The 17,285-nt window shown below is 62.3% G+C and carries 13 protein-coding genes; 7 read left to right on the plus strand and 6 right to left on the minus strand.

Annotated elements, in window-relative coordinates; translation table 11 throughout:
* Positions 1–29: 29 nt before the first annotated feature.
* The 4 genes from H559_RS0103155 to polA all read right to left on the minus strand — a co-directional run bounded on the left by H559_RS0103155 (position 30) and on the right by polA (position 6,547).
* Complete coding sequence (locus tag H559_RS0103155) at positions 30–788, minus strand: uroporphyrinogen-III synthase (protein WP_028451492.1); 759 nt, start codon at positions 786–788, stop codon at positions 30–32.
* Positions 785–1,729, minus strand: coding sequence for a hydroxymethylbilane synthase (gene hemC / locus H559_RS0103160; protein ID WP_028451493.1), 945 nt, complete (start codon positions 1,727–1,729; stop codon positions 785–787). The genes H559_RS0103155 and hemC overlap by 4 nt, the downstream gene beginning before the upstream one ends.
* A gap of 75 nt (positions 1,730–1,804) precedes the next feature.
* Complete coding sequence (locus H559_RS0103165; RefSeq protein ID WP_028451494.1) at positions 1,805–3,643, minus strand: type IV pilus assembly protein FimV; 1,839 nt, start codon at positions 3,641–3,643, stop codon at positions 1,805–1,807.
* A gap of 126 nt (positions 3,644–3,769) precedes the next feature.
* Positions 3,770–6,547, minus strand: coding sequence for a DNA polymerase I (polA, locus tag H559_RS0103170; protein ID WP_028451495.1), 2,778 nt, complete (start codon positions 6,545–6,547; stop codon positions 3,770–3,772).
* Between the two features lie 155 nt (positions 6,548–6,702).
* Here polA and H559_RS0103175 point away from each other — a divergent pair, with 155 nt between their 5' ends.
* The 6 genes from H559_RS0103175 (at position 6,703) to H559_RS0103200 (ending at position 13,777) form a co-directional block, all read left to right on the plus strand.
* A complete protein-coding gene (locus tag H559_RS0103175) occupies positions 6,703–7,026 on the plus strand; it encodes a DUF2782 domain-containing protein (RefSeq protein WP_028451496.1) in 324 nt (107 codons plus the stop codon).
* A 40-nt stretch (positions 7,027–7,066) separates the two neighbouring features.
* A complete protein-coding gene (locus H559_RS0103180) occupies positions 7,067–8,005 on the plus strand; it encodes a homoserine kinase (RefSeq protein WP_028451497.1) in 939 nt (312 codons plus the stop codon).
* Positions 8,006–8,088: 83 nt separating this feature from the next.
* A complete protein-coding gene (locus tag H559_RS0103185) occupies positions 8,089–9,480 on the plus strand; it encodes an FAD-binding oxidoreductase (protein WP_028451498.1) in 1,392 nt (463 codons plus the stop codon).
* A gap of 73 nt (positions 9,481–9,553) precedes the next feature.
* Positions 9,554–11,728 (plus strand): type I secretion system permease/ATPase, encoded by a 2,175-nt coding sequence (locus H559_RS0103190; protein WP_051278869.1) that lies wholly within the window; start codon positions 9,554–9,556, stop codon positions 11,726–11,728.
* Positions 11,728–13,149 (plus strand): HlyD family type I secretion periplasmic adaptor subunit, encoded by a 1,422-nt coding sequence (locus tag H559_RS0103195; protein ID WP_028451500.1) that lies wholly within the window; start codon positions 11,728–11,730, stop codon positions 13,147–13,149. The genes H559_RS0103190 and H559_RS0103195 overlap by 1 nt, the downstream gene beginning before the upstream one ends.
* Positions 13,150–13,162: 13 nt before the next feature.
* A complete protein-coding gene (locus H559_RS0103200; RefSeq protein WP_028451501.1) occupies positions 13,163–13,777 on the plus strand; it encodes a response regulator transcription factor in 615 nt (204 codons plus the stop codon).
* Positions 13,778–13,814: 37 nt separating this feature from the next.
* Here the strand turns inward: H559_RS0103200 and H559_RS0103205 are convergent, their stop codons facing one another.
* Positions 13,815–15,050: a GGDEF domain-containing protein gene (locus H559_RS0103205; protein WP_028451502.1), complete on the minus strand. Its 1,236-nt coding sequence runs from the start codon at positions 15,048–15,050 to the stop codon at positions 13,815–13,817.
* 122 nt (positions 15,051–15,172) lie between these two features.
* On the opposite strand from H559_RS0103205, the gene H559_RS0103210 reads away from it, so the two are divergent.
* Positions 15,173–16,117 (plus strand): carbohydrate kinase family protein, encoded by a 945-nt coding sequence (locus H559_RS0103210; protein ID WP_028451503.1) that lies wholly within the window; start codon positions 15,173–15,175, stop codon positions 16,115–16,117.
* A gap of 60 nt (positions 16,118–16,177) precedes the next feature.
* On the opposite strand, the gene H559_RS0103215 is transcribed toward H559_RS0103210, so the two are convergent.
* Positions 16,178–17,194 carry an NAD(P)/FAD-dependent oxidoreductase gene (locus tag H559_RS0103215; protein WP_028451504.1) on the minus strand — a complete coding sequence of 339 codons (1,017 nt, stop codon included), beginning with the start codon at positions 17,192–17,194 and terminating at the stop codon, positions 16,178–16,180.
* Positions 17,195–17,285: the final 91 nt, after the last annotated feature.

The raw sequence follows: 17,285 nt of genomic DNA on the forward strand, positions 1-17,285 counted from the left end.
TCCAGTTCCTTGCGTTGCACCCGAATACGTCAGGCGCTTTCAAAATGGTGGCACAGTCTGGCCGTCATTGCGGCGTCACCGGTCTGCGACAGCAGAATATGCCGGGCACCCTCCGTTTGCAGTGCTTCGGCAATGCGCGGATGCGGTACACAGTACAGCTGCGATTGTAACGATTGCAGCGCTGCGGCTCCACCCAGCCGGAACAGGTGTTGCGCGGCCTCCGAGCTGGTGACCAGCATGGCATCGCAGCCACGCGCCAGTTCCGCCAGCAATCCGGGCGCAGTGATCGCCGGTGGCGCACGACGGTAGGCCTGCACGACATCGACGAGGGCGCCGCGGGCGCGCAGCGTGTCGGGCAGCAGATCGCGTCCGCCGTTGCCGCGCAGCAGCAGAATCCGCTCACCCGCCACCTGATTCATGCGGGGTATAGCCAGCAAGCCCTCGCTATCGAATTGCTCAAGCGAATATACCAGATTGGGTATCCCTGCTTCCTGCGCGGTGCGCAGGCTGCCCGGGCCGACTACGGCGAGCGGCACCTCCGCCGGCCAGGGTTGCGGCAGAGCCGCCAGCACCGCGGCGATGGCCGAGGGGCTTACGGCAATCGCCAGCTGATAATCGCGCAGATTCGCCAGCGCCTGTTGCAAGACACCGGGCTGTTCGGGTGGCAGGATCTCGATCAGCGGCAGCGCCAGTACGTCGGCCCCTGCGGCCTGCAACATGGCGATCAGGCCGGCGGCCTGCCCGGCTGGGCGCGTTACCCAGATGCGGCGGCCGCGCAGCGCACTCATCCGCCGTGCGCCAGCGCCTGCAGAATCGCGGTCGCACCTTCGGTGCGCAGCAGATCGGCCACCTGGCCGCCCAGGCCGCTCGCGGCCTTGAGCGTGCCATTTGATTCGGCATACACGCTGTGGCAGCCATCCGGATACGCCACCAGGCCGCGCAGGCGCAGGAAGTGCTCGTCCTCGACCGTGCAGTACGCGGCCAGCGGCACCTGACAGGAGCCATTGAGGCGCTGTGACAGCGTACGCTCGGCCGTCACGCAGGCGGCAGTATGTTCGTCGTTGAAAGGGGCCAGCAGCGCCAGCAGGTCGAGGCGGTCAGCGCGGATCTCCAGCCCCAGCGCACCTTGCCCCGGTGCCGGCAGGCTGTCGTTCACGTCGATCAGGCTGGCGATACGGTCACCTAGCCCCAGGCGCTTGAGGCCGGCGGCGGCCAGAATGATGGCGTCGAATTCACCGTCGTCCAGTTTTCTGAGGCGGGTGCCGACATTGCCCCGCAGCGGCTTGATGATGAGATCGGGGCGGCGGGCGCGCAGCTGCGCCTCGCGGCGCAGGCTGGAGGTGCCGACCACGCTGCCTTCCGGCAGCGCATCGACATTCTCATACCTCGTCGATACAAAGGCATCGCGCGGGTCTTCGCGCTCGCCGATGGCAGCCAGCATGAAGCCTTCCGGCAGCACCATTGGCACGTCTTTCATCGAATGCACGGCCAGATCGGCGCGGCCTTCCGCCAGCGCGGTTTCCAGCTCCTTCACAAAGAGCCCCTTGCCACCGATCTTGTTGAGCGTCACATCTAGAATACGGTCGCCCTGCGTGGTCATTCCCAGCAATTCGACCTGAAGATCGGGATAACGCGCTTCCAGCCATGCTTTCACATGATTGGCCTGCCACAATGCCAGCGGGCTTTCGCGGGTGGCGATCACAAGGCGGGAAGGCTGGGGCTGGCTCACGGTACGGCTCCGTACTGGGAAATAAGAAAAGGCGACCAGTTTAACATGGCCGCCTTCTGGTGCCGGTTCATTGCATCAGGCGGGCTTCGACGCATCATCCAGTTTTTCAATCGCAGCCACTTCCTTGTCCGATTTCACCGGAGCACCAAGATCCAGCTCGGGCAGGTCTAGCGAAACCGGCTCGGGCGGTTCGACGTGCGCATAAGCCGGAGGCGGAACGGCTGGTTCCTGCTTGCCAAGGAAATCCATCAGCTCTTCATCATGCCCGGGCTTGCTGGCCGGAACCGGCTCGGCAACAGGAACCGCGAGCGCGGCGGAAAAGGCTTCGTCCGGGCCGAGAGGCTGCTGTGGCTCATCACGGGCAGGTTCGTCGACCTGCTTGCGTTCATAGAGCACGTTTTCCGGATCAAGCCTGGCACCGATATTGCGGACCAGCTCCCAGTCGTCCGCCTCGTGCTTCTGGGCCAGGAAACGGCGCGCCAGGATGGCATAGTCCGATTTCATCGCCTGCTGGCGGAAAAGGCGGAACAGCATCAGCCAGCGTTCGACATCGCTGGGGTTTTCATTGATCGCCTCATGCAGCACTTCGATGGCATCGCTGATTTCTCCTTGCGAAATCAGCAGGGTGGCTCGATCCATCAGCGGCACGTCACTGTCATCGACCTCGATGCCGGCCAGCATCACCGTGTGCCTGAACTGCGATTGCTGCGTGGACGCCGGCTCATCGCGACGGCGCGCCGCACGCATCGCCAGCTGCGTCATGACCGCGGTTCTGGCAGCGGCAAAGCCGGAGCCGATCTGTTCATCATCCCATTCATCGCGCTGGCGACGACGCATGCGCCAGATCCAGAACGCAATCCCGCCACCAAGCAGGACTCCTGCCAGCCCCAGCCAGGCCCAGACCAGGCTGCGGTGCTCGACTTGGGTGCGGCGCGGGGTTTCACTGCGCCCCGCCACAGTGGTCGGATTCAGTTTCGCAGGGGCTGCGGCACTGGCGACCGAAGCCGGCATCCCTGAGCTCTGCATGGCAACCGCACTGGCATTCATTTCGTTCAGACGGGCCTGCAGCTGGTTGACTTCCTGCTCGAGCTTGCCGTGCAACTCCTCCATCAGCGCCAGCTTGCGCTCCAGCTCGGCCACATAACTGGCCTGCCGCCCTTCCGGGGTCTGCCGCGAGGCATCAGGACGGGATTCCGCTTTCGATCCGGGCTCGGTAAGGGATAGGACGGGCTGAGCGGCATCCTCAGTTGCGGGCTGCGGCGGCTTGGGTACAGGCGCAGGTTTGGGGCGTGGCGGAAACACCACCGGCGTTCCTGCCGGCAGGGGCTGATCCGGGTCGAGCACGGCGGGGTTCGCTTTCTGCAAACGCTCCAGATAGCGAGCGTAGGCTTTGGAATTGACGCTGTAATAGCGCGCGGCAATCTGGGAAAGCGAGGCATCCTGCTTCAGCGGCTTGCTGTTCGCCGGGCGTGGCAAGACCGGCGCGCTGACCCTGGCCGCGTCAACGGTATTTTCCTGCGGTACCGGCGCGGGATCCAGAAACACCGTGAACTGCCGACTCCACTGTATCTGCCCGCAGCTCATTTCAACGGTGAACGCCACCACGGGTTCGTTGACCACCTCGGTAGAACGGATTTGCAGCGTTGACTGCCCCCTGCCTTCGCGCACCTGCACATAGGCCGGGCCGATACTTGGCAAGTCGCCGCCATCGGGAATCACCCTGATGCAGCGGGGTTCCGGCACGTCCTCACCCGGGTTCAGATCAACGACAACACGCCCTGAAAAGGGCTGACCCAGAGAGGAGCCGACCCGGAGATCGCCCACCGAAGCGGCGTGGCTGCTGTAATACAAGCCCATACTGGCCATCAGGCTGGCCAGTAGTTTGAGGCTCCCTGGAAACAGTTTGCGCTGCATGCCCGACTCCTTGCCCGGTGAAACCGGTTTTTTTCGTTCTGCGTCAGGTTTTTACTCTAGAACAGCTTTGTCTCCGTACAACCGATATTTGCAGTGCAGCATTGTCAGCCAGTGCCCGCCGATGTATCAGTGTGCCTCCTCCCAATTCTTACCAGAACCCAACTCGGCGACGAGCGGCACATTCAGCCCGGGAATGTCCGCCATGCACGCCGGGATTCCCTCGCGGATACGCTCGAGTTCATTCTCCGGCACTTCCAACACCAGCTCGTCGTGCACCTGCATGATGAGCCGGCTGGCGAGCTTCTCGTTCACCAGCCAGTTCTGCACGGCGATCATCGCCAGCTTGATCAGATCGGCAGCCGTTCCCTGCATTGGCGCATTGATCGCCGCACGCTCGGCGCCGGCGCGGCGCATCGGGTTGGGCGACTTGATCTCGGGCAGCCACAGCCGCCGGCCGAACACGGTTTCCACATAGCCCTGCTCTCGCGCAGTGTTGCGGGTGTTTTCCATGTATTCGGCCACGCCGGGGAAGCGGTGGAAATAGCGCTCGATAAAGGTTTTCGCCGCGTCGCGCGTGATGCCAAGCTGGCTGGCAAGCCCAAACTGGCTCATGCCGTAGATCAGGCCGAAATTGATCGTCTTGGCGTAGCGGCGCTGCTCGCTGGTCACTTCATCGACACTGCAGCCGAATACCTCGGCAGCCGTGGCGCGATGCACGTCCATGCCCTCGGCAAACGCGCGCATCAGGTTCGCGTCTTCGGACAGATGCGCCATGATGCGCAGCTCGATCTGCGAATAATCCGCCGACACAATCACATGCCCCGGCGGCGCGATAAAGGCCTCGCGGATGCACCGGCCTTCTGCGGTACGGACCGGGATATTCTGCAGGTTCGGGTCGCTGGAGCTCAGCCGCCCGGTCACCGCGACGGTCTGGTTGTAGCTGGTGTGCACGCGGCCAGTAGTCTGGTTGACCATCTGCGGCAGCTTGTCGGTGTAGGTCGATTTCAGCTTGGACAGGGCGCGGTGTTCCAGCAGCACTTTGGGCAACGGATAGTCTTTCGCCAGCTCTTCCAGCACCTCTTCGTCGGTCGATGGCGCGCCCTTGGGGGTTTTCTTCACCACCGGCAGCTTGAGCTGCTCGAAGAAGATTTCGCCGATCTGCTTGGGGCTGGCAAGGTTGAAGGGCTGGCCGGCCAGCGTGTAGGCCTCCTGCTCCAGCTCGACCAGACGCAGGCCGATTTCGTGGCTCTGGCGGCCCAGCAGCGCTGTATCCAATAGCACGCCGTGGCGCTCCATCGCATAGAGCACGTCGCGGCTGGGCAACTCGATGTCGCGGTACACATAAGCCAGCCGGTCAGTGATACGCGGCAGCAGGGTATAGGCCAGACGCCGAGTAATATCGGCATCTTCCGCCGCATACTCTGCCGCCTTTGTCACTTCGACCTCGTCGAAGCCGATGGCCTTCGCGCCCTTGCCGCACACCTCTTCGTACTTGATCGTCGTTTCGCCCAGCTCGCGCTCGGCCTGATCATCCATATTGTGGCGCAGGTGGCTGGCGAGCACGTAGGACATCAGCAGCGTGTCGTCATGAATGCCAGCCAGCGCGATGCCATGGTTGGCAAAAATGTGCTGGTCATATTTCAGGTTTTGCCCGACCTTCTTGTGCGCAGCGGATTCCAGCCAGGGTTTGAGCTTCGCCAGTGTGGCATCAAACGGCAACTGGACGGGACAATCAGGGCCGCGATGTGCCAGCGGCAGATACGCCGCTTCGCCATCCGCCACCGCGAACGACATGCCGACGAGCCGCGCCTGCATGGCATCCAGGCTGGTCGTTTCGGTATCGAGCGCAACCAGCTCGCAGGCATGCAGTTTTGCAAGCCAGGCATCGAACGTCGCTTCATCCTGGATGGTCACATAATGCCGCTCGACCGGGGCCGGCAGGCTGGGTGCCTGGGGTGTGGCGGCCGCTTGCGCAGTCACGTCGGCTGCGCTGACATCAGCAAACAGGTCACCACTCGTCATGGGCATACCGGCGGGCGTCGCCAGTTTGGCTTCAGCCTCGCGCAGCCAGGTGCGGAAGTTGTAACGCTTGAAGAGATTGAGCAGCATCGGCCAGTCTTCGCTCAGCGGCGCCAGATCGGCAATGCCAGCGGGCAGCTCGCGCTGCAGATCAACGTCGCACTTGATCGTCACCAGCGTCTTCGCGGTCGGCAGCCATGCCAGGCTGTCGCGCAAATTCTGCCCGACCACGCCCTTCACGGTGTCGGCCTGCGCCACCAGCGCATCCAGCGTGCCGAATTCACCCAGCCATTTCGCCGCCGTTTTCGGTCCGCACTTTGGTACGCCGGGAACATTGTCGACCGTATCACCGACCAGCGTGAGGTAATCAACGATCTGGTCGGGCCGCACGCCGAATTTCTCGAACACTCCAGCTTCGTCGAGCACTTCGCCACTCATGGAGTTTTCGATGCGCACATGCTGGTTGACCAGTTGCGCCATGTCCTTGTCGCCAGTCGACAGGATGGTCTCGATGCCCTGTTCGCTGGCCGCACGCGCCAGCGTGCCGATCACGTCGTCGGCCTCGACGCCGTCAACCATCAGGATTTTCAGGCCGAAGGCCGCCACCGCCTGATGGATGGGCTCGATCTGTACGCGCAGTTCATCCGGCATTGGCGGGCGCTGCGCCTTGTATTCGGGATAGATGTCGTCGCGAAAGGTTTTGCCTTTGGCATCAAACACGCAGGCGATATAATCGGCCGGCGTGGTTTCACGCAGCTTCTTCAGCATGTTCACGAAACCGAACAGGGCATTGCTCGGCGTGCCATCCGGCGCCGACAATTCGCGAATCGCATGGAAAGCGCGGTACAGGTAGGACGAGCCATCAATCAGCAACAGGGTGGCCATGCGATAAAACCTCTATACTTCGGTGTAAGAAAATTCACTGCGACCAGCGATAAGCGAGTCTGCGAACGCCATATTACCGGCTGAATGCGCACGCAGTCCGTTTTTTGCGGCAGCCACGGCGCTGGCAGGCGGCCAGCCCCCATGAGGATACAACCATGAAACTGCATCACCTGAGCCTGCTGCTTGCACTGGCCGCAATGCCGGTACTGGCTGCCGACGAAAAACCGGCCGAACCCGTCAACACTGCGCCCGACGAGCCTGCCGCGCAGGAAGCGGAAACCGAAGTGCGCATCGTGAACGAAGACCAGCGCACGCTGATCGAATACCGTCTCAAGGGGCGCCTTTACATGGTCAAGGTCACCCCGAAAGTCGGCAAACCCTATTATCTGGTCGATGAAAACGGCGACGGCAAATTCAGCCGGCGCGAAACCGACGGCCCGCGCCTGAGCGTGCCGCGCTGGACCCTCTTCGAGTGGTAAGCTGAGCGCCTGTCACGCCCCCTATTCACCTGGAAGTCGCATGTCCGTTTTTACCACCGTTTCCGAAGCCGATCTGCAGCCCTTTCTGAAGCGCTATGCGCTGGGAACGCTCGTCGAACTCAAAGGCATTGCTGCCGGCGTCACCAACACCAATTACTTTGTCACCACCACGCATGGCCGCTATGTGCTGACGCTGTTCGAAACGCTGATGGCGGACGAGCTGGACTACTACGTGAAGCTGATGGCGCATCTGGCGCACCATGGCATCGCGGTCGCCGCGCCGATTGCCAATTTCGACGACCAGTACGTGGATGAACTCAATGGCCGCCCGACCCTGCTGGTGAACTGCCTGCCGGGCGTCGTGGTCGACCATCCCAACGCCGGACAATGCGGCGAGGTCGGCGAAATGCTGGCGCAGATGCATCTGGCCGCAAACAGCTACAGCGGCCACATGGACAATCCGCGCGGACCGCACTGGTGGACGCATACCGCCGCCGAAGTGTACGGCTTCATGCCTGCAGAGGAAGCCGCGCAACTGCACGACGAAGTGCTGTTCCAGGCTGAATGGTCGCGCAATGCATTGCCGCGCGGCGTGATTCACGCTGACCTGTTCCGCGACAATGTGCTGATGAACGGCGACCACGTTGGCGGCTTCATCGATTTTTACTACGCCTGCAACGACACGCTGCTCTACGACGTTGCCATCACGCTTAACGACTGGTGCGTAACCGGCAACGGTGACATCGACCCCGAGCGTGCCCGTGCCTTTCTTGCGGCCTACCAGTCGGTGCGGCCGCTGACCGACAGCGAGCGCACCGCCTGGCCGGCGATGCTGCGCGCCGCAGCATTGCGCTTCTGGGTATCCCGCCTGTTCGACTTCCACAAGCCGGCCAGCGGTGAAATGACGTTTGCCAAGGACCCGGGCCATTTCCAGCGCGTACTGCTGTGCCACCGCCAGCGCACCGACTTCTGGCTATAAGGGTATAACTCCGAAGCCTTTCATAAATAACGGCCTTACGGGTATACCGCTATTGGTATACCCGTATTTGATTGGGCAATACCATGTCTGCTGAATTTCTTGCCGCGCTTGCCACCCTGACCGATGCCGCCGGCATCCTCATGGGTGACGCCATGGCCGGCTACCTGCTGGACCAGCGCCGCCGCTATCAGGGCAGTGCGCTGGCGGTCGCCCGCCCGCGCGACACAACTGAAGTCGCTGCGATGCTGGCCCTGTGCCATCGTCATGGTGTTCCTGTCGTGCCGCAGGGTGGCAATACCAGCCTGTGTGGCGGCGCAACGCCCGACAGCAGCGGCACGGCGCTGGTCATCAGCCTCGAGCGCTACAACGCCATCGAGCAGATCGACGCGGAAAACAACACCATCACTGTCGCTGCCGGAGCGACGCTGGCCAGCGTACAGAAGGCCGCACGCGATGCGGATCGCCTGTTTCCCGCCGACTGGGCGGCCGCCGCCAGCTGCCAGATCGGCGGCGCGCTGGCGACGAACGCCGGTGGCATCAACGTGCTGCGCTACGGCAATATGCGCAACCTGACTCTGGGGCTGGAAGTGGTGCTGGCCGACGGCACCATCTGGAACGGCCTGCGCGGACTCAGAAAGGACAACACCGGTTACGACCTCAAGCAGCTCTTCATCGGTTCGGAAGGCACGCTGGGCATCATCACGCGGGCCGTGCTGCGGTTGTATCCGGCGCCGACTGCACACGCCACCGCGCTGGTGAACATCGCCAGCCCGCAAGCCGCGCTCGAGCTGCTGCACGGGCTGCAGGGCAGTGTCGGCGACCGCATTACCTCGTTCGAATTGATTTCCGCACCGTGCATGGCATTGCTTGCCAAGCATTTTCCGTCACTGCCGCAACCCTTCCAGCCGATTCCGGACTGGCTAGTGCTGGTCGAACTGGCCGATGGCGGCGACAGCGAAACCTTGAACGACCGGCTGGCCGAAGCACTTTTTGCGGCCGGTTGCGAAGACGCCTTGCTGGCGCAACATGGCGCCCAATCCAGGGCATTCTGGGATTTGCGCGAATCGATTCCCGAAGCCCAGCGCCTCGAAGGCGTCAGCATCAAGCATGACATCAGCGTGCCGCTCTCGGCCATTCCCGGCTTTATCGACGAATGCGGGCAGAGCCTGCTGGCTGCCTACCCTGCCGCACAGATCATTGCCTTTGGCCATCTGGGTGACGGCAACCTGCACTACAACATCTTCCTGCCTGACCACAGCGCAGCTGTCTATGCTGAAGAAAGTACGGTCAACGAACTGGTCTACAGCGCCGTGGCCGCACGTCAGGGCAGCTTCAGCGCCGAACATGGCATTGGCCAGTTGAAGCGGCGCTTGCTCGCGACTTACCGCAGCCCCGTCGAGCTGGCGATGATGCGGCAGATCAAAACCGCACTGGATCCGCAGAATTTACTGAATCCTTGCAAGTTTCTGCCATGAACCGGCTTATCCCTGATTGCTGACAGGCAGGCACTCACGGTAAGCTAACAGCACTCTTCTTTCAGGCACACGGATGACCACCACCGCTTCGTTCCGCGCGCAAACCTTTGACTGGCATGTCGGCGAGCATCAGGCCCATTTCGACCCGTTGCTCGATAGCCTGGTTGAAATCACCCGTCTGAATGGTGACCCCTGGACCCGTGAAGCACTGGCAGCCGGCCTGCCACTGGAAGACAAGCGTCTTACTCCGTCGCTGCTGCCCAGGGCTGCCGCGCGGGCAGGCCTTACCGCCCGTGTACTGCGCCGTGAACTCCATCTGCTCGACGAACGCCTACTGCCGGCCATTCTGCTGCTCAACGACCAGAATGCCTGCGTGTTGCTTGGCCGCACGACGGATGGCAAATACCAGCTCCGCTTTACCGAAGCCGCCGAATCCGTTGTCGAACTGAGCGCAGAAGAGCTGGCCGAGCGCTACTCGGGCATCGTGGCCTATGTCCGCCCGCGTTTCCGCTTCGACCTGCGCACACCGGAGCTCGGCAAGATCCGCGCACGGCACTGGTTCTGGAGCGTGGTCTTCGACAACTGGCGGCTGTACCGCGATTCGCTGCTGGCCGCCTTCATGATCAATCTGTTCGCGCTGGCCATCCCGCTGTTTTCGATGAATGTGTATGACCGCGTCGTTCCCAACCATGCCTTCGATACGCTCTGGGTACTGGCCATCGGCGCGCTGCTGCTGCTGGGCTTTGATTTCGTGCTGCGTACCGCACGCGGCTACATTCTCGATGTAGCGTCGAAACGCATCGACATCACGCTCTCGACGCTCATCATGGAGCGCGTACTGGGCCTGCGCATGGAAGCGCGTCCAGCGTCGGTCGGCTCCTTTTCCGCCAATCTGCGCGCTTTCGAATCCATCCGCGATTTCATTGCATCCGCCACGATTTCCACGCTGGTCGATCTGCCCTTCGTGCTGATATTCCTGCTGGTACTGGTCTGGATTTCGCCCTGGCTGGTGCTGCCGCCACTGGTCGGCATGTTGCTGATCGTGGTGTTCTCGCTACTGGCGCAAGCCAAGATGCAGAACATGGTCGAAGAGACCCAGCGCGCCACTGCGCAGCGCAATGCAACGCTAGTCGAAAGCCTGACCGGCATCGAAACAATCAAAACAGCCACCGCAGAAGGCGAATTCCAGCGCCGCTGGGAGCGCGCAACCCTCTTCCTCGCCCAGAAGGGCGGACAGCTGAAACTGCTGTCGAGCACCACGGTCAATTTTTCGCAGATGATCAGCCAGCTGGTCTATGTCGTCATGATCATCACCGGTGTCTACCTGATGGCGCTGGGCCAGATGTCGATGGGCGGCATCATCGCCGCATCCATGCTGTCCGGACGTGCCATGGCGCCGCTGGGCCAGATTGCCGGCATCCTGATGCAATACCAGAATGCCCGCTCCTCGCTTACCGCCATCGAATCACACATGGAGATGCCGATCGAACGGCCTGCCGACAGCAGCTTCCTGCATCGTGCCGTATTCCGTGGCGACATCGAATTCCGCGATGTGCACTTCAGCTATCCGGGCCGCGAAGACGCTGCGCTGCGCGGAGTATCCTTCCGCGTCAAGGCCGGCGAGAAAGTGGCACTGATCGGCCGCATCGGCTCGGGAAAAACCACCATCGAGAAGCTGGTGCTGGGGCTGTACCATCCCCTGCAGGGGGCGGTACTGATCGACGGCATCGACACCCGCCAGATCGATCCGGCCGAGCTGCGCCGTGCCATCGGTTTCGTGCCGCAGGAACCGATTCTTTTCTATGGCTCGCTCAAGCAGAACATCGCCATGGGAGCCCCCTTCGCCAGTGACAGCACTATCGTGGCCGCAGCCGAACTCGCCGGTGTCGACGAGTTTGCGAATGCCCATCCGCGCGGCTACGACATGCCGATCAGCGAACGCGGCGAATCGCTCTCGGGCGGCCAGCGCCAGGCGGTCACGATTGCGCGGGCCGTGCTCAACGATCCCCCCATCCTGCTGCTGGACGAGCCTTCCAGCTCGATGGACCACCAGAGCGAAGAACGCCTGAAAGGCCGTCTACGCCAGTACATTGCCGGCAAGAGCGTGCTGCTGGTTACGCACCGCACCTCGCTGCTCGAGCTGGTTGACCGCCTGATCGTGATCGACAGTGGCCAGGTTGTCGCAGACGGGCCGAAAGCACAAGTTGTCGAAGCCCTGCAACAGGGCCGAGTAGGGCGGGCCAGCTGATGGAAATCAAGATCAAACGCAACACCCGCTTCTCCCGTCTGTGGAACCGCCTCGTCGAGAAAAGCAGCGCCTGGTTTGACCGCTATCTGCTGCTGCGCGACGAAAAGAATCCGCAGCACGAGACGGATTTCATCACCGATGCCGACTGGGTGATCGCCGAGCAGAATCCGCGGGGCGCACGCATTCTGGTGCGCTGTTCACTGCTTGCCATTCTGGTACTGATTGTCTGGGCTGCGTTTGCCCAGCTCGATGAGGTCACCAAGGGCGAAGGCAAGGTCATCCCGTCGCGCCAGCTGCAGGTCGTGCAAAGCCTAGATGGCGGCATCGTGCAGGAAATCAAGGTACGCGAAGGTGAGGCAGTGGAGAAAGGCCAGTTGCTGCTGAAAATCGACCCGACCCGCTTCGAATCATCGCTGAAGGAAAACCGTGCGCAGTACTACTCGCTGCAGGCAAAGGCCGCGCGGCTGGATGCCATTTCATCGGGCAAGCCCTTCGTTCTGCCGGAAGATGTGAAGAACGACGCACCCGACATTGCCATGCAGGAAGAATCACTCTACCAGTCCAAGATGGCCGAACTGGATGCCATGGTTGGCGTTGCGCGCCAGCAGGCGGCGCAGCGCAGCCAGGAAATGAATGAAGTCCGCGCCCGCCGTGACCAGGCAGCCCAAAGCTACGACCTGACGCAGCGCGAACTGGAAGCGACAAAACCGCTGCTGAAAAGCGGCGCGGTTTCCGAAGTGGAAATCCTGCGGCTGGAACGCGATCTGGCGCGTTTTCGTGGCGAACGTGATTCTGCCGCTGCCCAGCTGCCACGCATTCAGTCCGCGATTGGTGAATTTACCCGCAAGGTGCAGGAAGTCGAACTGACCTTCCGCAATCAGGCCAGGTCAGAACTGGCTGAAACGATGAGCAAGCTCAACAGCATCTCAGAGGGCAGCGTTGCACTGGCCGACCGGGTCAAGCAATCTGAAATCCGCGCGCCGATGAAGGGCGTGGTCAAGCAGCTGCACGCCAATACCGTGGGTGGTGTTGTGCAGCCCGGCAAGGACATCGTCGAAATCGTCCCGGCCGATGACAGCCTGCTACTGGAAGCCAAGGTCGTTCCGAAGGATATTGCCTTCCTGCGCCCCGGCCAGAAGGCGCTGGTGAAATTCACTGCCTATGATTTTGCCGTCTATGGCGGGCTGGATGCCGAAGTGGTACAGATCGGTGCCGATACCATCACCGACGAGAAGGGCAATGCCTTCTATCTCGTGCAGGTAAAAACCAACAAGGGCTTTCTCGAAAAGGACGGCAAGATGCTGCCGATCAAACCCGGCATGGTCGCCGAGGTCGATATCCTGACCGGGAAAAAGAGCATTCTGGCCTATCTGCTGAAACCGGTGCTGCGCGCAAAATCCAGCGCACTGACCGAACGGTGACCTGCAAAATACAATGAAACTGCTCTATCTAGTCACCCGGGATGCCGGTCTGGAACAGCACTGGCGCAGTGCGGCCGGCGCTGCATTCGAAATTCGCACGGCCGATAGCGACTGGCCTGCCGATAGTCACGCGCTGGTTCTGCTCGATCTTGCCCACCCTGATCTACTGAACCGCAGCGAAGCCTGGTGGCAGCAGCGCAGCCTGGATGGCCTGCTGATCGCCACAAACACACTGCCGGACGATGCCGAAGGAATGCGGCTGCTTGGTAGCGGCGTTCGCGGCTATTGCCATGCCGCAGCACCCGCGGCGTTGCTGCAGCAGGTTCTGAATGTGGTTTCTGCTGGCGAAATCTGGGCAGGCCGTACACTCGTTCAGCATCTGCTTGCCACTGTCCGGCAGATTCCGGTGCCTGCCGGCGCCAATCCGGCCGGCGCACTGGCAAAGTTGTCGGAGCGCGAGCAGGATGTGGCCCGGCTGGCTGCGCAGGGCGCGGCCAACAAGGAAATTGCCCGCCAGCTCGGCATTACCGAACGAACGGTGAAAGCTCACCTCAGCGCTGCCTTCGAAAAACTTGGCGTTGCCGACCGCGTTCAGCTCACGCTCAAAATCAACGGTTTGATGCCCTGAACCGGGGCTGTGCATGAACCGCTTTATTCTTTGGGAATCAGGGTAGTGCGGGACGCCCCTGCTCCATTTGCAGACGGGCAATGGTGGCTTCGCTGACGACGTAGCTGTCGCGCGCTGCCTCTTCACCCTCGCCAGCGGTATCCCGTCCCTTGCGGCCCTGCTGCAGGCGCTGCGCCGCAACCTGCAGCAGCACTTCGAATTCCTCGCCATCCAGGCCCATCACCGCCCAGCCCAGCGAGGCCGGCTGGCGGATGGCCACGTCACCACTATCAATGTCTACCGTACCCAGCAGCAGCCCGAGTCGAGAGCGCAGTGCAGCAAGACTGCCACCGCCATTGAGTTCGAGCAGGATGCAGAATTCGTCGCCGCCAACCCGTCCAAGCCAGCTGCCTTCCGGCGCTGCTGCACGCAGCTGATGGCTGAAGGTCTTCAGCGCCGCGTCACCCACAGCAAAACCATAGCGATCATTCACCAGGCGGAACTGGTCCAGATCAAACAGGATCACGCCCAGCTTGCCATTACGCTTGCGGGCCCGGCGCAGCTCGCGCAAGGCCAACTCTTCCATGCCGCGCCGATTCAGAAGCCCAGTCAGCGCATCATGGCGCACCAGGCTGGAAAGACGCGCGCGCAGCAAGTGCGCGCTGAGCAAGAGCAGACTCAAAGGCAGGCAGAGGTTGAACACCAGCAGGTCCAGCCACTGTCCAAGCGGCCCGGGTGGGGCAAAATCCAGCTTGCCGGACAATCCGGCGAGGGCGAGCGCGCACAGCGCAGTAGCGTGCAGAAGCAGGACGGTAATCGCCGTGCGCCGCACCCAGCTGATTTCATCGACCGCCAGCAGGCGGCTGAGCTCGCGCGCCAGCAGCAGCGCCAGCGGAAGCTGGAAAAAGACAGGAACCAGCAAGGCGAGTGCCGGGCGGGGCAGCAGCAAGGCTTGCGCGAGTGCAAGCAGCAGGGAGCCCGGGGCCAGCAGCGCCAGCCAGTCCAGACGGGGCTGCCGCCGGGCCAGCCGGCGTACCCCGGCCAGCCAGAGCAGCAATGCAACGGTAAACAGCGTTTGCGCCAGCGCCATGCACCAGGGCTGCAGCCAGATCCCACCAAGACACAGCAGCAGGCTCCCACACGCCTGGAAACCCATACCCCAGGCCAGGTTCGCAACCGCGCCATCGCGCTCGTTGCGGCTCTCGATTGCATGCAGGGCGACGGCGCCCCAGCCGAGGCAGGCGCAGCACACGGCAAGAACGGCAAGAGTGAAGGGGTCGAGTTGGTACGTCACGGTCTGCCTGGTCGGGGCTGGTTGGGAGTCGGCATGCCAGATTCAGGGAAGCATGAATACAATCCCCGGCGCGGGTACCTTGCAGGTCGCTATAATCAGCGGATTCATGCAAGGAGTTCCCGATGTCCATCCTGATCTGCGGCTCGCTGGCCTATGACAACATCATGGTCTACCCGGACCGGTTTCGTAATCATATCCTGCCCGAGCAGCTGCACGTGCTGTCCGTCTCGTTTCTTGTTCCGGAAATGCGACGCGAATTCGGCGGCTGCGCCGGCAACATTGCCTACAGCTTAAAACTGCTGGGTGGCGAGCCGCTGATCATGGCGACGGCCGGCAGCGATTTTGCACCGTATGCACAACGCTTTGACGAACTTGGCATCCGCCGTGACCAGATCCGTGAACTGCCCGATCAGTTCACCGGCCAGTGTTTCGTCACCACCGATCTGGATGACTGCCAGATCACCGCCTTCCATCCGGGCGCAATGAGCTTCAGCCACCTCAATACCGTCGACCAGATCGGCGAACCGGTCTCGCTGGCGATTGTCACCCCCGATGGCCGCGATGGCATGATCGAACATGCCGCACAGCTGGCTGCCGCCGGCATTCCCTTCATCTTCGACCCGGGTCAGGGCATGCCGATGTTCAATGGCGAGGAGCTGCTGACCTTCATCGAACAGGCCGATTATCTGGCACTGAACGATTACGAATCGGCCATGCTGCAGCAGAAAACCGGGCTGACACTGGAACAGCTCGCCGGCAAGGTCAAGGCACTGGTCGTGACGCTGGGCGGCGAGGGCGCGAAAATCTACGCCGACGGCGTCTGCCACGATATCCCGGCCGTACCTGCTGCCGCGGTTGTCGACCCAACTGGCTGCGGCGATGCCTTCCGTGCCGGCCTGCTCTACGGCATCACGCAGGGCTGGGACTGGCCGACCACCGGCCGGCTTGCCTCGCTGCTCGGCAGCCTGAAAATCGCCCAGCGCGGCTGCCAGAATCACCGCTTCACACGCGCCTCGCTGGCGGAACAATTCAACGCCGCCTTTGGCACGACGCTGCCGGAAGCCTGATACGCTACCCTCCATACCTCTGTAGCCATTTATTTAAAATGGCTGCAGAGGCATACCCATTCAAACCTCTTCTTCGTCGAGCGTAGCTGGCAGGCCGCAATGCTGGCGTGCCAGCGCCACACCCGACAGGAACGCACCTTCCACCCGTCCACCCTGCAACCAGTCGCCGATCAGTGCCAGCCCGTCAGCGCTTTCCAGAAAGGCCCGGGCTGATGCCTGGCCAGCCGGCCTGGCATAGCGCCAGCAATGCGCCTGCATGCTTTGCCTGGCCGGCACCGGCACGCCCGGCGCCAGCTGTTCGCACAGATCCAGAAAGGCGTGCTCCAGCAGCGCCGCCACTTCCTCCGCCGGCAAGGCCAAGTGTGCAGCCGACCAGGCCGGCGATGCATGCAACACCCAATCGTTTGATGCCGGCCGCCCCGGCTTGCTGGCATTGTCGGCAAGCCAGCTCAGCGGTTCGCGATTGATGAACAGGCCATCGAAAGGCAATTGCGGCGGCGAGACAAAACTCATCAGCAAGGTCCAGGTCGGCAGCATCTCGGCGGCGGTAGTGTGGCGCAACAGCGGATGCTCTTCCGGCAGCAGGCGTGCCGCCTGCTCCGGCGGCATCGCCAGCACGACCCGGGGAGCCAGCCAAATGGACTGGCCACTGCGTACCCGCCACAGACCGTCCTGCCGTTCCAATGCTTCAACCCGGCATTGCAGCCGGCATGGCAGTGGTTCGGCCATCGCCTTGCACAGCGCAGTCATGCCGGGCAGGCCGACATAGCGGATCGCACGACTGCTTTCACGCAGGGTTTCGCCATCCCAGCAATAAATCCGCCCCTGCCAGATTGCGGCCAGATCGTCGTCAACCCAGTCGGTGACCAGCGTGTGAAAGTCGGGGTGGGTTACCGTGAAATACTGCGCGCCATGATCCCAGACATCGTCGCCGTTCCGTCGGGTCGCCATCCGTCCGCCCAGCCCGCGCGAGCGCTCGAGCAGCAGGACCCGCTGGCCGGCATCGTGCACAGTACGGGCGTAAGTCACCCCCGCCATGCCAGCCCCCACCACGATCACATCATATTCAGCATCCATTGCGCGTCTCTCCTGCGAGCCGCCAGTTCAGCACAGCAGCCCGCCCTTGCCTAGCAATCGCCCGATCATGCGGCATTGCAACAACACCCTC

This window comes from Chitinilyticum aquatile DSM 21506 (genome assembly GCF_000430805.1).
GTDB lineage: Bacteria > Pseudomonadota > Gammaproteobacteria > Burkholderiales > Chitinibacteraceae > Chitinilyticum > Chitinilyticum aquatile.

Coding starts and splice junctions, on each gene's coding strand:
- H559_RS0103155 (WP_028451492.1), bottom strand. CDS start 788: ATGAGTGCGCTGCGCGGCCGCCGCATCTGGGTAACGCGCCCAGCCGGG.
- H559_RS0103165 (WP_028451494.1), bottom strand. CDS start 3,643: ATGCAGCGCAAACTGTTTCCAGGGAGCCTCAAACTACTGGCCAGCCTG.
- polA (WP_028451495.1), bottom strand. CDS start 6,547: ATGGCCACCCTGTTGCTGATTGATGGCTCGTCCTACCTGTACCGCGCT.
- H559_RS0103175 (WP_028451496.1), top strand. CDS start 6,703: ATGAAACTGCATCACCTGAGCCTGCTGCTTGCACTGGCCGCAATGCCG.
- H559_RS0103180 (WP_028451497.1), top strand. CDS start 7,067: ATGTCCGTTTTTACCACCGTTTCCGAAGCCGATCTGCAGCCCTTTCTG.
- H559_RS0103185 (WP_028451498.1), top strand. CDS start 8,089: ATGTCTGCTGAATTTCTTGCCGCGCTTGCCACCCTGACCGATGCCGCC.
- H559_RS0103190 (WP_051278869.1), top strand. CDS start 9,554: ATGACCACCACCGCTTCGTTCCGCGCGCAAACCTTTGACTGGCATGTC.
- H559_RS0103195 (WP_028451500.1), top strand. CDS start 11,728: ATGGAAATCAAGATCAAACGCAACACCCGCTTCTCCCGTCTGTGGAAC.
- H559_RS0103200 (WP_028451501.1), top strand. CDS start 13,163: ATGAAACTGCTCTATCTAGTCACCCGGGATGCCGGTCTGGAACAGCAC.
- H559_RS0103210 (WP_028451503.1), top strand. CDS start 15,173: ATGTCCATCCTGATCTGCGGCTCGCTGGCCTATGACAACATCATGGTC.
- H559_RS0103215 (WP_028451504.1), bottom strand. CDS start 17,194: ATGGATGCTGAATATGATGTGATCGTGGTGGGGGCTGGCATGGCGGGG.